The sequence below is a fragment of the Mesorhizobium sp. B2-6-4 genome (assembly GCF_006441495.1).
Classification (GTDB): domain Bacteria; phylum Pseudomonadota; class Alphaproteobacteria; order Rhizobiales; family Rhizobiaceae; genus Mesorhizobium.
Map to the genome: position 1 here is coordinate 11,670 of NZ_VFUE01000033.1, position 22,559 is coordinate 34,228.

At 59.2% G+C, this 22,559-nt stretch carries 15 protein-coding genes; 11 read left to right on the plus strand and 4 right to left on the minus strand.

All coding sequences use genetic code 11. The features are described 5' to 3' along the window. Nucleotides 1-264: 264 nt before the first annotated feature. The 5 genes from FJ426_RS29720 to FJ426_RS29745 all read left to right on the plus strand — a co-directional run bounded on the left by FJ426_RS29720 (nt 265) and on the right by FJ426_RS29745 (nt 8,187). Nucleotides 265-1,668 carry a lipopolysaccharide biosynthesis protein gene (locus tag FJ426_RS29720; RefSeq protein ID WP_246675630.1) on the plus strand — a complete coding sequence of 468 codons (1,404 nt, stop codon included), beginning with the start codon at nt 265-267 and terminating at the stop codon, nt 1,666-1,668. Continuing rightward, nucleotides 1,669-2,679: a sulfate adenylyltransferase subunit CysD gene (gene cysD / locus FJ426_RS29725; RefSeq protein ID WP_246675631.1), complete on the plus strand. Its 1,011-nt coding sequence runs from the start codon at nt 1,669-1,671 to the stop codon at nt 2,677-2,679. Further along, a complete protein-coding gene (gene cysN / locus FJ426_RS29730) occupies nt 2,679-4,610 on the plus strand; it encodes a sulfate adenylyltransferase subunit CysN (RefSeq protein ID WP_140513523.1) in 1,932 nt (643 codons plus the stop codon). The genes cysD and cysN overlap by 1 nt, the downstream gene beginning before the upstream one ends. Nucleotides 4,611-4,616: 6 nt before the next feature. Then, on the plus strand, nt 4,617-5,834 hold the full coding sequence (locus tag FJ426_RS29735; protein ID WP_140498434.1) for a glycosyltransferase family 4 protein: 1,218 nt from the start codon (nt 4,617-4,619) through the stop codon (nt 5,832-5,834). 154 nt (nt 5,835-5,988) lie between these two features. Next, nucleotides 5,989-8,187 carry an acyltransferase family protein gene (locus FJ426_RS29745; RefSeq protein WP_140525321.1) on the plus strand — a complete coding sequence of 733 codons (2,199 nt, stop codon included), beginning with the start codon at nt 5,989-5,991 and terminating at the stop codon, nt 8,185-8,187. 98 nt (nt 8,188-8,285) lie between these two features. Here FJ426_RS29745 and FJ426_RS29750 read toward each other — a convergent pair whose 3' ends face one another. Next, entirely contained in the window at nt 8,286-9,164 is an 879-nt protein-coding gene (locus tag FJ426_RS29750) for a sulfotransferase domain-containing protein (RefSeq protein ID WP_140513519.1), read from the minus strand. A 437-nt stretch (nt 9,165-9,601) separates the two neighbouring features. Here FJ426_RS29750 and FJ426_RS29755 point away from each other — a divergent pair, with 437 nt between their 5' ends. Together FJ426_RS29755 and FJ426_RS29760 are read left to right on the plus strand one after the other, a co-directional pair. Beyond that, on the plus strand, nt 9,602-11,758 hold the full coding sequence (locus FJ426_RS29755; RefSeq protein ID WP_140557992.1) for a nucleoside-diphosphate sugar epimerase/dehydratase: 2,157 nt from the start codon (nt 9,602-9,604) through the stop codon (nt 11,756-11,758). Nucleotides 11,759-11,778: 20 nt separating this feature from the next. Further along, a complete protein-coding gene (locus FJ426_RS29760; protein WP_140498438.1) occupies nt 11,779-13,233 on the plus strand; it encodes a hypothetical protein in 1,455 nt (484 codons plus the stop codon). 105 nt (nt 13,234-13,338) lie between these two features. On the opposite strand, the gene FJ426_RS29765 is transcribed toward FJ426_RS29760, so the two are convergent. After that, on the minus strand, nt 13,339-14,679 hold the full coding sequence (locus FJ426_RS29765) for an O-antigen ligase family protein (protein WP_181165376.1): 1,341 nt from the start codon (nt 14,677-14,679) through the stop codon (nt 13,339-13,341). Between the two features lie 279 nt (nt 14,680-14,958). On the opposite strand from FJ426_RS29765, the gene FJ426_RS29770 reads away from it, so the two are divergent. Then, on the plus strand, nt 14,959-17,256 hold the full coding sequence (locus FJ426_RS29770) for a polysaccharide biosynthesis tyrosine autokinase (RefSeq protein WP_181169651.1): 2,298 nt from the start codon (nt 14,959-14,961) through the stop codon (nt 17,254-17,256). 36 nt (nt 17,257-17,292) lie between these two features. Here FJ426_RS29770 and FJ426_RS29775 read toward each other — a convergent pair whose 3' ends face one another. Next, nucleotides 17,293-18,423: a glycosyltransferase family 4 protein gene (locus FJ426_RS29775; RefSeq protein ID WP_140498441.1), complete on the minus strand. Its 1,131-nt coding sequence runs from the start codon at nt 18,421-18,423 to the stop codon at nt 17,293-17,295. A gap of 66 nt (nt 18,424-18,489) precedes the next feature. Next, nucleotides 18,490-19,710 (minus strand): glycosyltransferase, encoded by a 1,221-nt coding sequence (locus tag FJ426_RS29780; RefSeq protein WP_140561284.1) that lies wholly within the window; start codon nt 19,708-19,710, stop codon nt 18,490-18,492. Nucleotides 19,711-19,853: 143 nt separating this feature from the next. On the opposite strand from FJ426_RS29780, the gene FJ426_RS29785 reads away from it, so the two are divergent. Genes FJ426_RS29785 through FJ426_RS29795 form a run of 3 tightly spaced genes read left to right on the plus strand, consistent with a single transcriptional unit; the run spans nt 19,854 to nt 22,548 of the window. Continuing rightward, nucleotides 19,854-21,215 (plus strand): polysaccharide biosynthesis/export family protein, encoded by a 1,362-nt coding sequence (locus tag FJ426_RS29785; protein ID WP_140513511.1) that lies wholly within the window; start codon nt 19,854-19,856, stop codon nt 21,213-21,215. After that, nucleotides 21,212-21,874: a sugar transferase gene (locus FJ426_RS29790; RefSeq protein WP_140513509.1), complete on the plus strand. Its 663-nt coding sequence runs from the start codon at nt 21,212-21,214 to the stop codon at nt 21,872-21,874. The genes FJ426_RS29785 and FJ426_RS29790 overlap by 4 nt, the downstream gene beginning before the upstream one ends. Then, entirely contained in the window at nt 21,871-22,548 is a 678-nt protein-coding gene (locus tag FJ426_RS29795; RefSeq protein ID WP_140498445.1) for a PIG-L deacetylase family protein, read from the plus strand. Before FJ426_RS29790 ends, FJ426_RS29795 begins: the two co-directional genes overlap by 4 nt. Nucleotides 22,549-22,559 lie beyond the last annotated feature (11 nt).

Genomic DNA, 22,559 nt, shown 5'->3' on the forward strand with positions numbered 1-22,559 from the left:
TATGTCTTATAGTTCTACTTTTTTGTTCCGCATATATTTAGCGATAAAACGGCCATGAAGCTGCTACCGCTAATGGGGTAGGCCATCGGTCGTAGCGGCGATCAGGTCCTAGCTTATTGGGGTTGCGACAGGACCAAACTTGGTCGTGGCGGCTTTCTGGTTTCTGCCGATGATGGATGCATCGGCAGAAACAATCCCGGAGAACGACCAAGGGACGCGTACTGCCGATCAAGAATGAGCGGGGCGACTTTGGCTACGGTTGCGATGATCGGAAGACTGGCTCGACGGGTGCTGCAAGCTGCCAGGCGCAAGAGTGCGGGCCGCACGCGCCTGGCCAATATCGCACACCTTCTGACCGGCAATTTTCTTGGCTCATTGCTGGCGCTTGTAGCCTTTACGCTTTCAGCACGAGCGCTTGGCGTGACGAACTATGGTGAGCTTGCATTGATCATCGCGTTCACAAGGGTCGTCGAGCGCGTTGTCAGCTTCCAGTCGTGGCAGCCAATTATCAAATACGCAGCCGGCATGAACGCATCCGAGGGCCACGAGAATTTGCGCGTCCTCATGAAGTTCGGCCTGCTTATCGATGTCGGCGCCGCTGTCAGCGCCTGGGTCGTCGCCATTGGCGCGGCCCTTCTCATAGCGCCGGTTTTCGGTTGGTCGACGCAAATCGTGCATCTTCTTGTTCTCTACTCCAGCGTTCTGCTGTTTCAGATTTCCGGCGTCCCCGTGGCTGTCCAACGCATGGCCGGCAACTTCCGCCTCCTCGCCTATGGGCAGTTGCTCAACGCCGTTCTGCGTGTATTGCTGTGTCTGCTCGGCGTGCTGCTCAATGGCGATCTCGCTTATTTCACGGCGGTTTGGGCCGGAACGCAGATCCTCGGCTCGCTGGCGCTCCTGACGCTGACCATGCGCGCGCTACGCAGGCAGGGTGTCCACAATGTCCTGGGCGCGCCTTTGGCCGGCATCACACGCCGCTTCCCCGGCATCTGGAATTTCGCGTGGTCGTCGAACATTTCACTCACCTTGCGCGCGAGCGCGCAAGAGCTCGATACACTGCTGGTCGGATGGCTAGCCGACCCGGCCTCGGCTGGCTTGTACCAGATCGCCAAGCGCATAGGCCGCGTCGGCCAGCAAGTAGGCCCGCAGGTGCAAAACGTTCTCTATCCCGATGTCGCCCGCCTTTGGGCAAAAGGCAGCATCGAGGAATTCAAGCGGGTGATCTTTCAGACCGAAGCCATGCTGCTCTGCTTTGGCGTCATTTGCGTCCTGGTCGTGGCGGTGCTCATCCGGCCGCTGCTCGCCTGGACCGCGGGACCGGAGTTCATAGGCGCAGCCAGCCTCGTCATCGTGCAGATGGTGGCGGTCACGTTCGTGCTTTCGGGCTCAGCCGCCCGCTCGGCGCTGCTTGCCATGGGCCGGCAACGTGAGGTGTTGCGCATTGTTGTCGTTGCCACAGCCGCCTTCCACGTGACGGCCCTCCTGCTCATCCCGCGGATCGGCGCGATGGGGGGCAATATTGCCCATATCGTCCTGGGCATTCTGTGGGCCTTCGGCCTGGCGCTTTCGTTGCGACAGGCGCTCAAGACCGCCCATCATCCCGACCGGCAAACCCCGCCCGCGGACGCTCTCAACCAAGCAAGTCTTGCCCCTTCAAAGGCGATCTAGATGTCTCTTGCACCTCAAGCTCTTGCGCCTCAAGCCCAGGCACCTCAAGCCCAGGCACCTCAAGCCCTGGTCACTTTGCCTGCAGCGCAGCGGCGCTCGCCTTCCTCTCCTTCGTCGCTCACACATCTGCAACGACTCGAGGCTGAATCAATCCATATCATTCGCGAGGTCGTCGCCGAACTGCGCAACCCGGTGATGTTGTATTCGGTGGGCAAGGACTCGGCCGTAATGCTCCATCTCGCGATGAAGGCCTTCTATCCGTCGCAACTGCCGTTCCCCCTTCTCCACATCGACACGACGTGGAAATTCAAAGAAATGATCCGTTTCCGCGACGAGACTGTCGCGCGGCTTGGCCTGAAGCTGCTGGTGCGTCGCAACGAGGCCGGCCTGGCCGAAGGGATCACGCCATTTACACATGGCTCGTCGACCTACACGCAGATCATGAAGACGGAGGCGCTGAAATCGGCACTGACCTCGCTCGGCTTCGACGCCGCTTTCGGCGGCGCGCGGCGCGACGAGGAAAAGAGCCGCGCGAAAGAACGGGTGTTTTCGCTGCGCAGCGATAGCCATGGCTGGGATCCAAAGAACCAGCGCCCGGAACTATGGAACCTCTACAACGGCCGGCTGAAACTAGGGGAGTCCGTCCGGGTCTTTCCTCTCTCGAACTGGACCGAAACCGACATATGGCAGTACATCATGAGGGAGAACATCCCCATCGTCTCGCTGTATTTCGCGGCCAAACGCCCCGTGGTGGAGCGCGACGGACAGTTGATCATGGTGGACGACGATCGTCTGCCGCTCCGCCCAGGCGAATCCCCCGAAATGCGCTCGGTACGCTTCCGCACGCTTGGCTGCTATCCCCTCACCGCGGCCACTGAAAGCACTGCCGCGTCTGTTCCCGAAGTGCTCCAGGAAATGCTTGTCGTGAGGACCTCCGAGCGATCAGGTCGGCTGATCGACCATGACGAGGCAACCTCGATGGAAAAGAAAAAGCGCGAGGGGTACTTCTGATGCTGGGTTTTGCTCAAACCGCGGAACTCGAATCTTCTTCGATAGACGAGATCACTTCGCAATATCTTGCTGTCCACGAGAAGAAGAGCCTGCTGCGATTTTTGACATGCGGCAGCGTGGACGACGGCAAGTCGACGCTGATCGGCAGGCTGCTCTACGACACGAAGCTGCTGATGGAAGACCAGCTTGCCACACTTACCCGCGATTCCCAACGCCACGGCACAACCGGCGGCGATCTCGACTTCGCCCTTCTGGTCGACGGTCTGGCCAGCGAGCGCGAACAGGGTATTACGATCGACGTGGCCTATCGTTTCTTCGCCACGGAACGGCGCAAATTCATAGTCGCCGACACGCCCGGCCATGAGCAATACACCCGCAACATGGCTACTGGCGCATCCAATGCCGACCTGGCGATCATTCTTGTCGATGCGCGGCAGGGCATTCTGACCCAGACACGCCGACATTCCTTCATCGTTTCGCTGCTCGGAATCCGGCATGTCGTCCTTGCGGTCAACAAAATCGACCTGGTCGATTATTCGCAAACGGTATTCGACGAGATCGAGGCGACCTATCGAAGCTTCGCGGAACCGCTTGGCTTCGCGTCTCTGGATGCCATCCCGCTGTCGGCGCGTTATGGCGACAATGTTCTTTCGAAAGGCGAGAACCTGCCCTGGTATCGGGGCCCGACGCTCATCGAGCATCTGGAAACCGTCGAGGTGGAACGAGACCGCCGTAGCGCGCCTTTCCGGATGCCGGTGCAATGGGTCAATCGCCCGAACCTCGACTTTCGCGGGTTTGCCGGCACCATCGCCGCCGGCGTGATCCGGCCGGGAGACCGTGTGGTCGTGGCACGATCCGGCGTGACGAGCCTGGTCAAGCGCATCGTCACCCAGGACGGAGACCTGTCGGAGGCAGCGGCCGGCGAGGCTGTCACGCTGACGCTCGAAGACGAGATCGACGTTTCTCGCGGCGACGTCCTGGCGGGGGCGGCGGAGCGCCCGGAAGTGTCAGACCAGTTTGCGGCCCATCTGCTCTGGATGCACGAGGATCCATTGATCCCCGGCCGCCCGTATCTGATCAAGCTCGCCACCAGCGTGGTGGGTGCGAGCGTTACGCAGATAAAACACCGGGTTGACATCAATAATTTTGCAAAACTGGCAGCAAAAACCCTCGAGAAGAACGACGTCGGCTTCGTCAACTTGACGACACAGGCACCGCTCGCCTTCGACCCGTTCTCCAACGTGCACGAAACCGGCGCGTTCATCGTCATCGACCGGATCAACAACCACACGGTCGGTGCCGGAATGATCGACTTCAGTCTGCGCAGGGCGAACAACGTCCATTGGCAAGCACTGGATGTCGACATGAATGCGCGGGCGATCGCCAAAGGTCAAAAGCCCGTGGTGCTGTGGTTCACAGGCCTGTCGGGCTCCGGAAAGTCGACGATCGCGAATCTCGTGGAGAAGCGCCTCCATGCGATCGGCAGGCACACCTACCTTCTGGACGGCGACAATGTTCGCCATGGCTTGAATCGAGATCTCGGCTTTACCGACGCGGATCGCGTGGAGAACATTCGTCGCGTCGCCGAGGCCGCCAAGCTGATGGTCGACGCGGGGCTGATAGCGCTCACTTCATTCATTTCGCCATTCCAGGCGGAGCGGCGGATGGCGCGCGACCTCTTCGGCCCAGGGCAGTTTATCGAGATCTTCATCGACACACCACTGGAGGTCGCTGAAAGCCGCGACCCGAAGGGCCTTTATCGACGCGCCCGAAATGGGTTGATCCAGAATTTCACGGGCATCGGCAGTCCCTATGAGCGCCCGGAAGCGCCACAGATCACGGTTACGCCGGATCTGAGCGCCGAGGAGGCCGCGGAAGTGATCGTCAGCTACCTCGAACGAGGCAGCTACCTCGGAACCGCGACCGGGTAACAGGCGATGGTTGGAGGAGCTAGCCAAGGGCCGATACGGGTTTGCTTTCCATTTATCGGTGATGATGTCGGTGGAAGCCACATCTCGGCGCTCAAGCTCATCCAGAACCTCGATACATCGAAGGTCGTTCCGATTCTGGTGCTTCAGGAAACGGCCGGGCCTCTGGCGGCCTTTCTGCAAATGGAGGGCCAGCCCTTCACGGGTTTTCCGCTGCCGACGACTTCGCCTGGAAAGGGAATAATCCCCGGCGATGTCATGACCTATCTGACCAGTACGCTTCCGCGCATGCGGCGTTTCATCAAGGAGCAGAAGTTCGATATCGTTCACACCAATGACGGCAGGACGCATGTGAATTGGGGCATTGCGGCGAGGCTGGCAGGTGCTCGGCTGGTTTGGCATCATCGCGGCGACCCCGACGCCAAGGGCGCTAACGTGCTTGCGCCGCTCATCGCGCATCGCATGGTGACGGTGTCGCGATTTTCGCGACCGCGGCATCCGATCAGATCCCTCAAGGGACGGCTCAGCGTCATCCATAGTCCCTTCGACCATCCGTCGACTGTGCCTGACAGGATCGCGGCCAAGGCCGCACTTCTGGACGAGCTAGGCCTTGCACCAGGAACACGCGTCCTGAGCTTCATCGGCGGGCTGATCGAACGAAAGCGGCCGCTCCTCTTCATCGATATCCTTGATCGTTTCGTGCGGGAGCATCCGCAAATCCCGGTCGTCGGCTGCGTGTTCGGGAATTCACCCGCGGGCTCGCAAGATCTTGAAGCGGCCGCCCGCGTGCGCTGCGCCGAGCGCGGGCTCGGCCAAACGGTGCGCTTCATGGGTTTTCGCAACCCGATCGAACCTTTCCTCGCGGCAACGGATGTTCTGGTGGTTCCCGCCATGGGAGAGCCCTTCGGCCGAACCCTTATCGAGGCGATGTTTCTTGGGACGCCGGTGGTTGCAACCGATCATGGCGGCAATCCGGAAGCTATCGAGAACGGGCGGACCGGATTTCTGGTCACACCGGAAGACGCCGGGGCCTTCATGGAGCCGCTATCGCGGTTGCTGTCCAATCCGCCGCTCTGGGCCCGGATCAGCGATGCAGCCCGCGACCACGCCTTCTTCTCCTACAGCACGCACCGCCATGTCGAAAATGTCATGAAGATCTATGACAGGGCGCTTTGCTCCCGCAAAGCCGGCTTGGCGACCGACCTAACCAGCGAAATCGGCGGTTAAAGGATTTTCGCAATGCGGGTGAGCACATCGATTTCCTTGTCATCGGAGCCGCAAAAAGCACAACGACCTGGCTGCAGCAGCAGCTTCAGGCCGATCCGAGCGTCAGCACGCCGGCATCCTGATAGACGCATCCAAGGGAAGGGCCTCCTTTGACATGAGTGAGTTTCACGAAAAGTCAGCTGCGCCATTGACATATGGTTCCCTCGGCATTGATCGAGGTCTGCCGTACGAAGCCCATCATCCTGCTCGCAATGCGAATCAAGACACGGGAGCTGCCCAGAGTGGGATCGTGGCCACGACCCCGGCCGGTCAAGTTGGATATCGCCGCGAAATTGACGGCCTGAGGGCGATCGCAGTCGTTCTGGTGATCCTCTACCATTCAGGGCTTCGCGTCGCGGGCCTTGACCCCTTTGCGGGCGGTTTTATTGGCGTTGATGTCTTTTTTGTTATTAGCGGCTATCTGATTGGCTCGATTGTACAGCGGGAAGTCATGGATGGGACTTTCTCGTTCGCCAATTTTTACGAGCGTCGCGCGAGACGGATCCTACCTGCGCTGTATACCGTCTTAGCAGTAACGATCCCCTTCGCTTGGCTATATATGCTGCCGAGTGCCTTTAGAGACTATTCGGCGAGCCTTTTGGCAACCGTGTTTTCAGCCTCCAATCTATATTTCTGGCATGTTGCGAGCTATGACGCAGCCGACAATCTTTTTCGTCCATTAATTCACACCTGGAGCTTGGGGGTCGAAGAACAGTTCTACGTGATCTTCCCTTGCTTTCTTCTACTGGTGTGGAAATTTTCTCGGAAATTTTTAACAGCCATCCTGTGCATTGGGCTCGTCGTTTCGTTCATTCTTGCGGAGTGGATGACGCGGCATTTCCCGGACGCATCTTTTTTTCTACTGCCAACCCGAATCTGGGAACTAGGGTTGGGGGTGTTTCTGGCAAGACGTGAATTGACTGGCGGCCGGCTTGTGTCGATGCGCTCTTCGCGAGTCGCGCCTGCGGTCGGTTTGGCGCTCCTGATCTGCTCGGTGCCGCTGATGAGGCCGCAGTGGCATCACCCAGGACTTGTAACGTTGATCCCGGTTGCAGGAACGGCATTGCTTATCTGGTATACAGGGCACGGCGATCCCATTACACGAGCGCTTTCCTCCCAGCCATTTGTATTTGTCGGCCTGATATCATATTCCCTCTACCTTTGGCACCAGCCGATATTTGCTTTCGGCAGATTGAGTGTGACCAATTCTGTCGATGGAACGATGGTATTTTGTTGGATTTTGATGTCTGTCATACTTGCCACTGCGACTTACCGCTTCGTTGAGATGCCGACTCGCAGCAGAAAGCGAACCAGCAAGCGCGTTATATGGCTGATTGCCTCACTGGGGGCCGTGTTACTCAGCGGCGGCGGATACTACTGGTATGTCCAAAATGGCATGCCAAGCCGTTTTGCGGACGGCCTGGCCCCGATTGCCGCTGCATCCGATATTCGCGAGGCTCAGATCTTTCAGAACGGGAAGAGCTGTCTCAACTTTGCGCCTGAACAGGGCCCTTGTACCTTTCATGGCTCGAATCCCGAGGGCTATGCTCTTGTTAGTTTAGGTGACTCTCACGCTCGCACTCTGCTTGGTCCGATGCGAGACAGCCTCGATGACTACCGAGATATCGCCTCGTTCACACCGCTCAATCGAGGCGGCTGCGTATTTCTCCTCGGTCTGCAAAGGGTTGACGTGGACCAACCGGGTTGTCCAGGCGACTACAATGACAAGAGGCTCGACTACGTAGGCAGGCTGAAGCGACCGATAGCCGTGCTCTTGTGGCGTCTCCCCATTCTCGTGGAGCAGAGCCGTTACAACAATGGCGAGGGGGGAATCGAGCCGGGCGACGATCACCCGCATTTGGCCAAGCTGGGTGAAACCGGGCCCGCCGATCCGGCTGCAGTCGCCACGGCCATTTCCCGCACCATAAACACACTTCTGGAGCGCGGGGTGAAAGTTGTCTTAGTCTATCCTGTCCCGGAGATGGGTTGGAACGTCCCGCAGGTGCTTCTCATGCGGGCCAGACGCCAGAACGATCCTGCAGCTTATATGCAGGCGGACCCGATTTCGGTTTCCTACGGGGATTTCCGCCGGCGAACGCAACGGACATACGCATTATACGATAATGTCGGATCCGATCCAAATCTCGTGCGTGTGTATCCGGAGAAGGCCTTCTGCGATCAACAGCGCTGTTTCGCCAATCGAGGCTCTCAGATTTTTTATCGGGACGATAACCATCTCAGCGAGACCGGGGCGTCCAAGCTCAACGTTTTGATCATGGACGCCATCAAAGCACGGTGGGGAAATGACCGATGACAGGCGAAGGAAGAGCCGTGGACTTTTTCGACCGGGAAGTCTTATGCGACGTCCCAGCACGGAAGCGACAAGGCTTCCCCTTGCAGTAGAGCTCGACGCTATGCCTTGCGGTGGTATATTTCGAAATACGGGTCCAAAGAGCTGGAAATTCTCTCATCCATGTAAGCGATCTCGTCTCTGTTGAAATAGTCGACATAACCGCCAATTTTACCCCGGCGCACCTTAAAACTGTCGGGATTCGACTGGTCCGTCGGGCGCATTCTTTCGTGACCGAAAGCGTCTGCCATTTCGATCTTTCGCAAATTCTCGAAAGAGCCAAAGGTTGTCGCCTCATCGAGGATCATCTCCGGCACGCCCTGAATGCCCAGAAAATCTAGCGCCGTGCGAAGCGCCGATTTTGGAGCTTGGCGCATATGTTCGTAGGACAGCATTTGAAATGCCTTCACCTTATCGCGGTTGTGCGCCCAAGCGTTGTAGAACGCTATGATGGAATCAATGCTGCCGACATCCTGGGCAAGAAACTCACTGATCGTTCCGTCAAACACCTTCATTCGGTGCGTTGCGTCGAAATAATATGAAACAAGCACGTCTCTCGGATCCCGAACCAGAAATAGGATCTTTTTTCCTGAATATTTTGACTTATCGACCTGGATTTCGCTGGGACGCTTAAGGTTTGGGCTGTCGTCGTGAGAAAAGCCGATGCAGGGAATATTCGATGAGATCTTCCAGAAATGCTGGATTTCCATCGGATTCTGCAGGTTAAGGCCGTAGTGTTTGTCGATGACGCGGCCAACCATGGTGCGCAGCCACGTTCTACCGCATTTCGGGTATGAAAGCACAAAGGAGTCTCGCGACCAAAAGATCATCTGGCGGCGCAACGCTCCCAGGGGACCCGAGTAGCGTATTTTCTTTGGAACGACGGCTTCGCCAAGGAAAAAGGTAGCGTCGCGAAGATTGTTCTTCAACTGTCCGAGCATAGAAAGCTTCCTCTGCTAGCGTGAGTTTGGCGCATTGGCGGCGTCAACAATGAAGTGCCCGAAGAACGGGACCGCCGGACCGAAACTCAAGCGACCATTTTAATCTCCGCCATTGTAAGCCATTGCGTCGGTGCAGCGAGACCTAGCTAGCTGGCTGGCCCGGACTGATGGGAGTACCTCTTTGGATTAACGCGGCAAAGTCCGCTTGCAGTTCCGATAGCCCCCCATGCACAAAAGCATGTGTTGCTTAGAAAGCGGGTAAAGCGCCCCATAGCAGCGATAAGATCGTAGCCTCGAATCCGAACGATTGCAGGCCAACCTGTTCTTGATTGAGCAAGGGACTGGCAGGCACGGATTTGTGCCTGCGAGTTCAAACAGCCGCATCTCTTGACGCGCTCTCTTGGGGCGCGGCGGCTAAGCTTTGTCGAGGTCTAGAAATGAGCCAGTCAGATCAGCCGTTTGAGGCAATCAGTCCACTGGGAGGCCAATCCCTTTTGCTGGCCACTGCGATCGCTCTCGGCCGTCTCGTCAGCAAACCGCGGACGATTGTTCATGTGCTGTCTTACTTGCGCCGGCGGGTGACCGGGCGCGCCAAGGCCGTTGGCAAGAACCTTCATCTCTACATCATCGATCTGGCCCTGGCGCTGGCGGCACTGTCGTTTGCTTCATTCATGCGATTGGGCCTTGATGGAGAATTCACCGGTCCGGAAAGCCACGCTTCGTTGCTCTTCGCACTCCCTTGCTTCCTGCTTACATGCGCCGTGGTCTTCCCGGTGACTTGCCTCTACACCCGCAACTGGCGATATGCTTCTGTCGGCGACATGCTCGGTATCGTTCGCGCGGCATTCGTCACATCGCTGGCCTTCGTGTTCCTGATGTTTGTGGCTACACGGCTCGATTCGATCCCGCGCTCGGTGATAGTGATCCAGTTTCTGTTGCTCGTGCCGCTGCTTATTTCAGTTCGCATCCGCTCCAAGCTCGTTGAGCTAAGCCGCTTTGGTCCGACTGCGAACAGAGCGAGAAACGGACGCGACGTGGTCCCTGTGCTGCTGATCGGTGCAGGCGATGCGGCCGATCTTTATATTCGCGCGCTGCAGCGGGATCCGAATGCACGCCATTGGCCGGTCGGCGTGCTCGATAATGGCGCAACGACAGAGGGCTATTTCCTGCGCGGCGTGCCGGTTCTGGGCAGCATCGAAGACTTCGACATGGTCATCGGCGATCTGGAAGGTCGCGGCATCAAGCCCCGCCACGTGATTTTCACCGAAAGGGTGCCTGGCCTCGTCGACCCGATGCTTGAAGCGCTGATCGACCGGGCCGACCGTCTGGGCATCGCTGTCTCTCGCCCCGCCCCGGTCCTGGAACTGCGCAATCCTAAATATCAGAGTCGCTTCGACTTGCGCCCCATCGAACTTACCGACCTTCTGGAGAGGCCGCAGGCGGTTCTTGATAAAGATGCGTTGTCCCGAATGATCGAAAACAGGCGCATCGTCGTCACCGGCGCCGGAGGCTCGATCGGCGGAGAGCTCACGCAGCAGATTGCCGCGCTCGGCCCCACCGAAGTGGTCCTGATCGATAACAGCGAGTACAATCTGTACGCCATCGATCTGGAATTGGCGGAGAAATTCCCTAATGTGCGCCGGAAGCCATATATCTGCGACGTACGCGACCCTGTTCGCCTGGGCGAGATTTTCCGACGCCATCGCGTTGACCTGGTCTTCCACGCGGCGGCGCTCAAACATGTGCCGATGGTCGAGTTGAATCCCTGTGAGGGCATTCTTACCAACGTCATCGGTACTATGAACGTGGCAGAAGCGACCCGCCTTTGCGGCGCCAAGGCAATGGTCCAGATATCCACCGACAAGGTTGTGAACACGACCAGTGTCATGGGCGCTACCAAGCGCCTAGCGGAACTCTACTGCCAGTCCCTGGACCTCGCCTTCACCGCCGGCGATACCCCCGTCCGCTTCATGACCGTTCGTTTCGGCAATGTTCTGGGTTCAAGCGGGTCGCTGATCCCGCTGTTCAAGCGCCAACTCGCCCACGGCGGTCCGCTGACCGTGACCGACATGGAGATGAAGCGCTTCTTCATGACAATACGCGAGGCGGTTGAACTGACCTTGCAGGCATCGGCCCATGGTCTGGAGAAAAAACTCGGACAGGGCGAAATCTTCGTTCTCGACATGGGTGCGCCAATCAAGATCATCGACATGGCGCGCCGCATGATCAAGCTCGCGGGATTTCGGCCGGATGAGGACATCAAGATCAAGATTGTCGGCTGCCGGCCGGGAGAAAAGCTGTTCGAGGAACTCTTCGACGAAAGCGAAAGACGTGTCGACGTTCCGATTTCCGGAGTCTTGGGCGCCGTGCCCAACGCGATGCCGCTTGACACGCTTCGCAAGGGATTTTCGCAATTGCGTCGCTTGGCGAGGGCCGGCGACACTGAGGGAGTGTTAAATCTTGTTGCGGATATGCTTCCCAGTTACCGCAGAGACGAAGCCAAGCCTGCGGCGGTGGTGACGGCGCCATTCGTGCCTCATGTGATCCTCGGTTCAGCCAAGGCAACCACGCGTCCACACGAGGCGGCCGCTTGAGGCCCAGCGGGAGCGCTGCCGTGCTAAGGCATATTGCCTCGGCTCTGTTTGTCGCGCTGTCGTGCGGCACTGCACTGGCCGGGGCGCCTCAATCTCAGCCGACAGTGGCCGAGGCACGGGAGGCGATCGAGGCTGCCGGGGCCTATTTCCGCGATCATCTCGGTGTAGCGGGAACTTATGTATGGAAATATTCCCTCGACGGCCAAAAGAGGGTGGGCGAAGGCGGTACCGTGCCCGCGAGCGTTGGCTGGGTGCAGCCGCCTGGTACGCCGGCTGTCGGCGCTGCGTTCCTGCGCATTTTCGAGGTTACCGGCGACAAGCAATGGCTTCAGTCTGCCCAGGTCGTGGCAACCGCTCTGGTCAAGACTCAGCTGGAATCCGGCGGATGGTTTTACAAGATCGAGACCGACCCGCAAAAGGCGGCGACATGGTGCTACCGCGCACTGAAGGTAGGCGGGAATATCTGTCGCGATATCAAGGACAATCCGCAACGCAACGAGACTGTCCTCGATGACAACAACACACAGAGCGTGCTGAATTTTCTGATGTGGTTCGACCTGGCGAGCGGCGGTTCGGATCCGGACGTCCGTTCCTGCATCGACAGGGCGCTTCATCGATTGATGCGGGTGCAATACCCGAATGGGGCCTTCCCGGTCTTCTTCAAGGGAGCCGCGCCTGGGGCGGATGTAAAGGCTGCGGCCAAGGCGAGTATTCCGGCCAGTTGGTCTCACGAGTGGCAGAAGCCTGATCGTCCGCCCTATTTCATCGTCAATGACAATCTTCCCCGCGATATGGGTCGTCTCTTTCTCAACGCCTACCGCACATATCACGATCCCGCATATCTCAAGACGGCGGAGAAGGTCGGTGATTTTCTCCTTGCAGCCCAGTTGCCCGCGCCACAACAGGGCTGGGCTCAGGGTTACGATCGTTCCATGCAGCCGGTTTGGGGACGCAGGTTTGAGCCGCCAGCGGTCGTCTCGCGCGAAACCGCCGGCAATATCGATTACCTGATCGAGTTGAACGAGCAAAACAGGGATGCGCGGTTGCTGCACGCGGCGACGACTGCAGCCACCTGGCTACAGGCGGCGCGCCTGTCCGACGGCAGTTGGGCACGTTTCTACGAACTCAACACCAACCGGCCGCTTTACATCGATGAGGGCGGCCAAGTGACGTTCGACGACATGGACCTCCTGAAACACTACGGCATGAAAACCGGTGCAGAGATCGAGCCGGTGTTCGCTCGACTCGAGAGTGCAACGCGGGGGCAGAGAGTTTCACGTCAACGACTGTGGATCAGTGCCGCGGATGAGTTGAGTACTGGCGAACTGAATTCAAAGGTGCGTCAGCTCGTCGACAGTCAGGATACCCAGGGACGCTGGGTTGAGGGCCGGTTTATCGAGGGAGAAGACTTCGTCGAGGGCGTGTTCGCCCTCGCTCGTTTCATCTCCGCGCAAGCATCAGAGCCGGCGAAATAGCTTCTATATATCGCTCGCTCTTGCCATGGGGAGACTCTGACCAGATCTTCCGGGTGCGCCGATTTTAGCCTTTGTAGGAGCTGGAAAGCTCGGCTGGTGGGCCCCTTAGATCGGCCTGCGTAGGAAAGGCCGCGAACGACCGTACTTGGAGCGAGTACCGCGAAGAAAGCGCGTGACCGTTCTTGAAGCTGGGCCGTCGCGCAAAATCGCAACACTGGGCGCCATTCCAAGCAGCAGAGGCACGAGAAAGAAACGACTGTAAAGATGCGGTAGCGCATTGGCCAGCGCCGCGAAGAGGAGAACTGTCGTCGCCGTGCAAATGGCGGATACCTTGCCTTCACGACTCCGAGCGGCAAGGATGGCGATGGTGATGCCTGCCACGAGCAGGAGCAGAAAACCGATGAATCCGGGCAGCCCTGCCTCGACCCATATGAGGAGGTAGGTGTTGTGGACCGGGGCGTGCAATTCGCTGACCTGCCGATACTGGTCGGCACCGATACCAAGCAGTGAATTATTGTCCGCTTTGCCAATGGCCTCATGGATGAGCCGCATACGGTCTGCAAACGTGCCAGCCTCATCGAGGTCACCATTCTGCAGCGCATTCAGCACGCGGTGTTGGAAGACCTCGGGCAAGAAGTCGCGGCCCCAGGTAACGGCAATGAAGAATGCGGCGAGCGAGGTCACCGCTAAAGAAATGATGCGGCGCCACGAGCCCGTCGCGACTACGAAGATGGTGACCGCAAAGACAAGGCCGATCAGGCCGGTATTGGATCCTGTCAAAATAATGCCATAGCCAAAAAGCGGCAGTCCGACCCAAAGCCAGCGAGGCCTTATGCAGCCTGACGCCACCAGCCACAACATTAGCGGGACAGAGAGCGCTATCAGCGTTGCGCATTCATTCTCGCGTTCCACCCAACCCTGAAAACGACCATTGCCGCTGACAAAGACGGTGCCGCGTTGCTTGAGGATGTCGATTATCACTATCCCCTGCAGACACATCACGGCGATCGAGCAAAGAAATGATTTCATCAAGAGAACGATTTCGGCCCAGGGCCTCGACACGATCATGAAGGCCAGGAGAAAGTAGGCGTACAGATATTGCGCCGAGATGATGAAGCCTCGCTGCGGATCTCCGTGGATCAGACTGCTTAGCAGCAGCATCCCGCATAGTAGGGCGATGCCGATGTTCCATAGAAACGTCCCCGCGCCCAAGGGAGAGATCGAAAAGGATTTCCCGAGTATGGCTGCGAATACGGCCGCGAGAGCGAAGCCGTCGCTGATGGTAAAATAGAATGCATCAAACCGAAGAATATTGAAGGGCGTGAGAAAGACGGACGCCACGGCGAACCAGAGCCCGAGTCTCCCGGCTACCTCTGGCAACGATGTGACGGCCGGTTTGGGGCCGGGCCTTGTCCAATAATGGCGAGGAGCCCTGGCGTAGTTCATCCTCACTCCTGAATCTGCTTGAGAGTCCTTTTCGCCAGCCCTCATTGGGCCTGCAGTTCAGCCTATCTGCCAAGATAGGGCCCGGGCCGGTTACGCTATCCTTTTGGATGATGTCGCCTTTGCGGCTAAGCCTCTTGAGCGCGATTGCGGCCGCGCAACCATGTTAAAACTGTCGTCGCGGTAAGTCGCGAATTCGATGTTGGGTAGCCTCCAGGTCCGATGTGGCAGGGCCGGCTTGGACCAGTCGAAGACAAACAAAAAGGGGCGGGATCTGTGAGCTTGATAGACGACAACAGCGTGTGGAGCCGTCTGGAACCATTTCTTCAAGAGCCGATCGAGCCGTCGAAGGAACGCACTTTCGGCCCGCGCGAGCTCTACACGCTTTTCCGAAGGCGCCTCCCCTTGATCCTTGCGGTCGTGACTACCGGCACCGCTCTCGCGCTCATCACGGCCGTGGAACTTCCCAAGACGTACACCGCTCGCTCGATGATCGTTGTCGAATCCGACGATCCCAATCCTCTCGACACCGCACAAGCGCAGCCTAATCAACAGCCCGACAAGTCGCGAATGGACACCGAGGCGGATCTGATCACCTCTCGTGTCTTTGCCAGCCTGGTCGTCGACAGACTGGACCTCATCAAGGACCCGGACTTCAACACCTATCTGAAACCAGCCGCGAGCCGAGCTTCCCCTTCGGATTCGGGCCCTGGACTGCTGTCACAGGCCGTCGGCTTGATCGTCTCGATACCGCGAGCGCTATGGAGCCTTGTCGCCGGCGCCGACCCGCAGGATCCCGCGTCGCTGCCATCGAAGGGGGTTCAGCAAGATCGGGCGATTTCATCGTATCTGTCGAGCGTTTCGGTTGACCGGTCCGGAGAGAGCTCGGCGATGACGATCTCCTTTTTCAATGACGACGCGTCGAGGGCGGCCCTGATAGCCAATGCGACGGCCAAACTGTTCGTGGAATGGTCCCGGGACAACAAGCGGCAGGACATCAAGGACGCCGTTAGCTTTCTGAGGCAGCAATCGACGGAGCTTGCGTCACGGATAGCCGCCATAGAAGGCCAGATCGCCCAGTATGCGCGAGAACACGGCGTATCCAGCGATCCACGCGATGATCTGCTGCGCGCCTCGATCCAGCAAAGCAACGAGCAGCTCAGCACCGCTAGAGGTGAATACACGCAAGCGCAGGCGCGCCTCGCCCAGGTCAGGCTGGCGGCCAAGACCGGCGACGCGGGCGCCAACGTCGATCCCCTGCTCTCATCGGACTTCCTGACGTCCCTGCGCAACGACGAAGCGACGGCGATGAGGGATCGCGCGCAACTGGCCAGCAACTACGGGCGCAATCATCCCTTGGTCCAGGAGGCGGATGCAAAAGTAGCGGCCGTCCGCGCGATGATCTCTCAGGAGATGCTGCGTACGATCGCAATCTTGGAAAACGACGTCCGCGTCAACGAAGGCAGGGTCAACCAACTCGCGAAGACTTTGGAGGAGTCCAACGAGCAACTACGGCAAAGGAGCCTGGCGGAAGCGAAGCTTCGGGAACTGAACAACCAATTGTCGACCGAGCAGAAGCTCTACGACCTCGTATCAGGCAGGCTTGGCAGCCTCGATCCGTTTTCCGAGGCGGTCGAGCCCGGCGTGCGGACGGTTTCCGCTGCCGAGATTCCGACGAGCCCTTCCTTTCCCAAACTTCGTTTGATGACGGCAGGCGGTTTCGCCGCGTCGCTGATCCTAGCCCTGATCCTTGTGCTGACGCTTGAAAGCATGGATGTGAGAATACGCGAGTCACAACGGGTATCGAAGCTTATCCGTGCGCCACTGCTGGCGTCGATTCCGCAACTGCCCAAGAAATTCCTGCAACGCGCCACGCCTCCTCTTGAAACCTTGTTGTCGCAACCACGGTCGGCCTTCTCCGATGCCTTCCGGTCGCTGTACATGGCCTGCACCCGGATGAACGGTGGCCGGAGCAAACAGGTGATCCTGGTCAGTTCAGGACTACCACAGGAAGGCAAGACAACGACGGCCATGGGCCTCGCCGTGGCAGCTGGAATGGACGGCGCCCTGACAGCGCTGATTGATCTGGATTTGCGAACCCGCAGCATCCATAGCGCCATGCAGTTTGGGCCCGCCGACAAGACACTCAACGACTACCTACATGGTGGTTGCACCCTGGCAGAGATCGTTCAGACGCTTCCTGAAGTTCCGCGACTGGATGTGCTGGCGCCATCTGCCGACGACCAGACCTTGCCTGAATTCCTCAATTCCAGCCAATTCGCGAAATTGCTGGAGGCGTTCCGGCTCGAATACGACGTGGTGATCATCGACGCGCCGCCTGTGCTCGTCGTCGAAGACGCAATCAGGATTGCCGCCTCGGTGGATACCGTCGTGGTCGTGGCCGCGTGGGACAACACCACGCAAGAGGCTCTCTCCCAGGTTGTCGAGCGCCTGCGGTTCGCCGGCGGTCCATCGATCGGCTGGGTGTTCAACCGCGTCGACCCCTTCCGACAGGCCCGTGGTGCCCTGCGGAAAGCCTATTTGAAACGGCAGCAGATTCGTCGTTATTTTCCTGCTTGACCGCCATCGGCCGCGCGGCCGATCAGGCGCGGCCGACTATATCCCCATCGCCTCGAGCAGGGTTTGGTTCACCTTGTGAACATCGAACCGGTCTTCCGCGAGCTTTCTTGAGTTGGCGCCCATCTTTGCGGCGAGTTCCTCATCCTCGAGAAAAGCCCGCTGCGCCGAGGCGAGAGCTTCCACGTCTCGCGGCTCGACCCGGAAACCGTTCTCGCCCTCGATCACCGTTTCTTGACAGCCAGGGGCGTTGGTCGTGATTATCGGCCGACCGGTCGACAAGGCTTCCAGCGCGCTGCGGGGAATGCCCTCCCTGTAATAGGACGGCAACACGAACACGGTGGACGCGGTCAAATAGGGACCGACGTCGTGTGTTTCGCCGAGATATTCAACGGCGCCTTCCTTGGTCCACTGGTCCATTTCGGCTTTCGAGATGGAGAGGGGACTGGGATCGAAGGGCCCGAGAATCTGAAAGCGTGCAGCGCGGTACTTGGTCTTCAGGATACGCGCGGCGGCAGCAAACTCGGCAATTCCCTTTTCGCGAAGCAAGCGAGCGATCAGAAGGAAGACGGGAGGCCCTGAAGGTGGGGGGCTTGCGGCAAACAGTGTCAGGTCCACTCCTGAACCCGGGATCATGATCACCGGCGTCGTCGCAGAAACCATCCCATGGCGCCGGATGTCGGAAGCGTCGGCGTCATTGTAAGCGAAAACTGCTTCGCAGCCGACCAGAGCCGAGCGGTAGAGACCAATACTCAACCGGCGCAAAATGGTTGCGCGCAGTCCCGTCATGCTGCCGCTGAATATGAAGCCGAAGCCTGTAAAGAGCGCAAACCGGCGCGGTACACGGGCAAGGCGGGCAGCCAATCCACCATAGATGATCGGCTTCATCGTATACGCCAGGACGATTTCGGGCGCCAAGCCGCGGATGAGCTTGTAAAGCGCCTTGAGCGTTCGCAAATCGGCCAGCGGACTGGTACCCGTCCTGGCCATCGGAATCTGTCGGAAGGTCACGCCAATTGCCTTGAGACCGGCGATCGCCCGCTCATCTTCATCGGGGGCGAGCGCAATGACATCATGCCCCGCAGCGACCATGGCCTTCAACAATTCGAGACGAAAGTTGACAAGCGAACGCGTCAGGCTCGCAATGACGACGATGCGCTTGCGGCGCATCGCATAGTCCACAGGGGCGCGAGGAGAATCTCGACCATTCATGTGCACAGCAACCACCAGCCGCTCCTATCGGATATGGCGAAGACGCCCTAGAGCTGCTTCGTAGAGTTCCAGGTGCCTGCCGACGTAAAGGGAAAGCGAGAAGTTCTCCATGACGCGACGACGCGCTTGTTGACCCAAGGCGCGGCGCTCGGCCGGTTCAAGGCTGACAAGCCTGATCAATCCGGCGGCCAGAGCTTCACTATCTCCCGGTGGAACGACCACGCCGCTGTCGCCGACCAGCCAGCCGGAGTCGCCGACCGCGGTAACCACCGCCGGCACGCCGCTGGCCATCGCCTCGCCTACGGCAAGGGAAAATGCCTCGCCCCAAGCCGAGCAAAGCGCGTAGACGTCGAAGCCCGGCATGAGGTCGGCGATGTCAGCGCGGATGCCCGGCGTGGTAATGCGGTCGTCTATGCCGAGCTCACGGGCGGTGCGCCGCACCGGGCCGTCGGCATGTCCCTCCCCGATAAATATGCCCTGAACGTCGTATCCCTGTTCCAGGAGCCGGCTGATGGCGCGGACCAGGCTAACCTGGTCCTTCATGGGATGGAAGCGTGCCACATGGCCGATCATCAGCCGTCCGGGCGGCAAGCCGAACAGGCGGCGCAGCTTCGCACCGGCGTCGGCCGAGGGGGAAAATTGATCGCAATCCGTCCCGTTCGGGATAACCACCCTCCGGCGCGGATCAAAGCCCAGGCGCTCGTGATCATCGGCGGCGACGCGCGAGCAATATGAGATCGCGCTGGTGCGCCTCGACAGGCGGGCCGAGAGCCGTATCAATTGGCGCGTCAATGGTTTCTCGTCGGCGAGATCTCGAACCGTGTGATGGATGCTCCAGATGACCGGCGAGAAATTGAGCCCTAGCATCGAGCCGAGCGTTGCCGCGACGTTGCCGTGATACATCCATCCGTGAAGAAGATCAGGGGCCGCCCGTCTTATCGACCGCGTCAGCCGAACGACATCGCGCGGTCGCGGCCGTTCCGTCATGTCGAGCGAAACGAGCCCCGATCTTGTATATTCTACGTTTGCAGCCACCGGACCGGGTGAAAGCAGGGACAGAACTGAAGTCGAGAAGCGATTTTGGTCGACCTGGCCAAGAAAACGGGCAAGCATGACCTGAGCGCCGCCGACGTCGAGACTGGTAATGGTGTGAAGAACACTTGTGTGCACGCAAGCTTCCCAGCTGTCTGCAACGCTCCGCCCTGAGGAAGCATTCAATCGTCCGACAGTATCCAGCCGCACCATACGTTGGTTGCAGTCGACATCCAGTTAGCCAAATTAGGTGGGAACCAGACCGAAGGTTGTCACCGCTCCACCAAAGGTATGACTCATTGTCCTCGCGCAGGTGTCGCTAGGGTCTTTGCAGGAAAATTCTATGGTGGGCTTCCATGGCATCTTATTGCAATGCGGCGCGGAGCAGGCGATCGACAGGCGCGTGGACCAGTACATTCCTTGCGAAAGCACTGGGATCCGCCAGTATTGCGATCCTTGCGGTTGCAGCGATTCTGATTTCCCAGCTTGATGCCTGGGCCGCGGCGGACGATGACTACAAGGTTTCGGTCGGCGATGTGGTGTCGTTTGACTTCATCGACGACGCGCTTCCCGCCGAACAACTCACGGTCGCCAGCGATGGCGCGATCAACATTCCGCTGATCGGCAGCTTTGAAGTCGGCGGCCTGACGGTGCCCGACGCCTTGAGTCGTATCCGTAAGGCATTCATCGAGCGTGAACTCTTCAATGACCCGCATATAGCTCTTGCGGTGGTGAGCTTCCGCCCGATCTTCGTCCTTGGGGATGTAAAGGCGCCGGGCTCGTTTCCTTACCAGCCGGCACTGAACGTGGAGCAGGCGGTGGCGCTTGCGGGCGGCCAGTCGACCGGGGGAGCCACGGCGGAGGATCGCGTCGTAACACGCGCCCGGTTGCGCGGAGCTCTTGATGAAAGCGTGGTGGAGATCGCCAAGGAGGCGGTCGCCGCTGCGCGCATCAAGGCCCAATTGGCAAACAGCGACAAGATCTCGGAACTGGATCTGCCTGCCAAGATCAAGGGCCTCATGAACGCCAACCTGCTCGCGACGCTGCTTCCTACCGAGCAGCGCATCCTTGAAGCAGATCAACATGCGCTGACGACACGTCGCAAGCAGCTCTCGGCGGGGATCGAAGAAGTGAATGTTGCCCTCGCCAATGTTCAACAGCTTTCGGACATACAAAAGACAGTGATCGCTTCGGCACAGGCGGATCTCGATCGCATCAGGGGCCTTAACAAGAAAGGTCTCGTCACAATCACAGACCTCTCGAACGCCGAGCGCGAAGCGACCACGCAGCAATCCCATCTGCTTGAAATCTACAATCAGGCATCAACGGTGCGCCGCGAATTGAGCCAGTTGCAGCGCGACCTGGATGACGCCACCCAGACCTGGACACACACGGCGTTGACGGATCTCCAGGCCCACAACTCTGAAATCGAGCGCCTGATCGCGGTTCGAGAATCGACCGAGGAACAGATCCTGCTGTTGAGCTCGCTGGCCGCGGAGCAGACACGCAGCAACAACTCCATCACGTTCACCTACCAGATCCGCCGCAAGGTAAATGGCCAGACCGCCACAAAGGTGGCGACCCTCGACGATCCGGTTGCGGCCGGAGATACGATCCTTGTGTCAATAAACCGCCTGGATAGCGCCCAGGACACGACAAGCCGTTCAGCCACTGCCTTGGCGACGACCTCTTCCGTCCAGGTCGGACCGTCGCAATGATCGGCCTCAGCACCCCAACAGCACGTTCCGGCGGCTGGACTGCGCGCGTTCCGCTTGGCCGGGCCATACCAAGCCGTATCGCAGCGGTGATCCTTTTGGTTCTCAGCCTGCCGCTATGGCTCGTGGCTGCTGCCATTGTCTGGGTTAGTGTCGGCCGTCCATTGTTTTTCCGCCAGTCTCGCAGCGGGCTGGAAGGTCGCCCGTTCGTGATCTGCAAGTTTCGTACGATGCACGAAGGGCGAGACGGAAATGGCATGCTGCTCCCCGACGCCTTGCGTGAGACGCCGGCCACGCGGCTGATGCGCTCCGTCCGCATCGATGAGCTGCCGCAGCTTCTCTCGATCGCCAGGGGGGACATGGCCTTCATGGGGCCCCGTCCGTTGCTCCCGGCCACCATCGCCGAATTCGGCGAGCTGGGGCGTATTCGCGGCACGGTCCGCCCCGGCCTGTCCGGATGGGCACAGGTGAACGGCAATACCCGCCTCACCAACAGCGAAAAGCTAGCGCTCGACCTCTGGTATGTGCGCAACCGCAGCCTGTGGCTCGATCTGCACATACTGGTTCTGACTGTCCAAGTGGCACTGTTGGGCGAACGTGTCGACCGCCGCCATGTCGACCATGCTTTGAAGGCTATGCCCGCCGGGACGGTCCGGCCATGAACCCAGCACTCGGTCGACTTCTGGTGATCGCACCGCATCCTGATGATGAGGTCTTGGGGTGTGGCGGCACGATAGCCCGGATGGCTGCGCAAGGCGCAGAAGTTCATGTCGCAGTGGTTACGCGAGGCAGCCCGCCCGCCTTCACAGAGGAGATGACGGAACGGGTTCGCAGCGAGGCCAAGGCGGCGCATGCCTGTTTGGGCGTGCAACAGACGCATTGGCTTGATCTGCCGGCTGCGCAGATCGCCGAGACGCCGCACGCGACGCTCAACAGGGCGCTGCTGACCCTGTTGCGGGATGTCGTGCCGGATACGTTGCTCATCCCTTTCGTCGGTGATGTGCACATGGACCACCAGCTGATCTTCCTGTCATCGCTGGTAGCGGCTCGCCCGACCCAATCTCAATATCCGCGGACGATCATGGCTTACGAGACCGTCTCCGAAACGAACTGGAATGCCCCCTATGTGACGCCGAGCTTCGTGCCGAACGTCTTCATAGACATCGCATCGACGCTGGACCGCAAACTCGAAGCTGCGTCGATGTTCGCCTCACAGATCAGAGATTTCCCGCATGAGCGTTCGATCGAAACCTTGCGGGCGCTTGCGATCGTCAGGGGCACCGCCGCCCATCTGAGGGCGGCCGAGGCCTTTGTCCTTCTGCGAAACGTCATTTGAATCCTAGCTGG

Excerpts from the sequence above, each read along its gene's own strand:
- FJ426_RS29720 (WP_246675630.1), top strand. The coding sequence starts at position 265 with ATGATCGGAAGACTGGCTCGACGGGTGCTGCAAGCTGCCAGGCGCAAG.
- cysD (WP_246675631.1), top strand. The coding sequence starts at position 1,669 with ATGTCTCTTGCACCTCAAGCTCTTGCGCCTCAAGCCCAGGCACCTCAA.
- cysN (WP_140513523.1), top strand. The coding sequence starts at position 2,679 with ATGCTGGGTTTTGCTCAAACCGCGGAACTCGAATCTTCTTCGATAGAC.
- FJ426_RS29735 (WP_140498434.1), top strand. The coding sequence starts at position 4,617 with ATGGTTGGAGGAGCTAGCCAAGGGCCGATACGGGTTTGCTTTCCATTT.
- FJ426_RS29745 (WP_140525321.1), top strand. The coding sequence starts at position 5,989 with ATGAGTGAGTTTCACGAAAAGTCAGCTGCGCCATTGACATATGGTTCC.
- FJ426_RS29750 (WP_140513519.1), bottom strand. The coding sequence starts at position 9,164 with ATGCTCGGACAGTTGAAGAACAATCTTCGCGACGCTACCTTTTTCCTT.
- FJ426_RS29755 (WP_140557992.1), top strand. The coding sequence starts at position 9,602 with ATGAGCCAGTCAGATCAGCCGTTTGAGGCAATCAGTCCACTGGGAGGC.
- FJ426_RS29765 (WP_181165376.1), bottom strand. The coding sequence starts at position 14,679 with ATGAACTACGCCAGGGCTCCTCGCCATTATTGGACAAGGCCCGGCCCC.
- FJ426_RS29775 (WP_140498441.1), bottom strand. The coding sequence starts at position 18,423 with ATGCGCCGCAAGCGCATCGTCGTCATTGCGAGCCTGACGCGTTCGCTT.
- FJ426_RS29780 (WP_140561284.1), bottom strand. The coding sequence starts at position 19,710 with ATGGTGCGGCTGGATACTGTCGGACGATTGAATGCTTCCTCAGGGCGG.
- FJ426_RS29785 (WP_140513511.1), top strand. The coding sequence starts at position 19,854 with ATGGCATCTTATTGCAATGCGGCGCGGAGCAGGCGATCGACAGGCGCG.
- FJ426_RS29790 (WP_140513509.1), top strand. The coding sequence starts at position 21,212 with ATGATCGGCCTCAGCACCCCAACAGCACGTTCCGGCGGCTGGACTGCG.
- FJ426_RS29795 (WP_140498445.1), top strand. The coding sequence starts at position 21,871 with ATGAACCCAGCACTCGGTCGACTTCTGGTGATCGCACCGCATCCTGAT.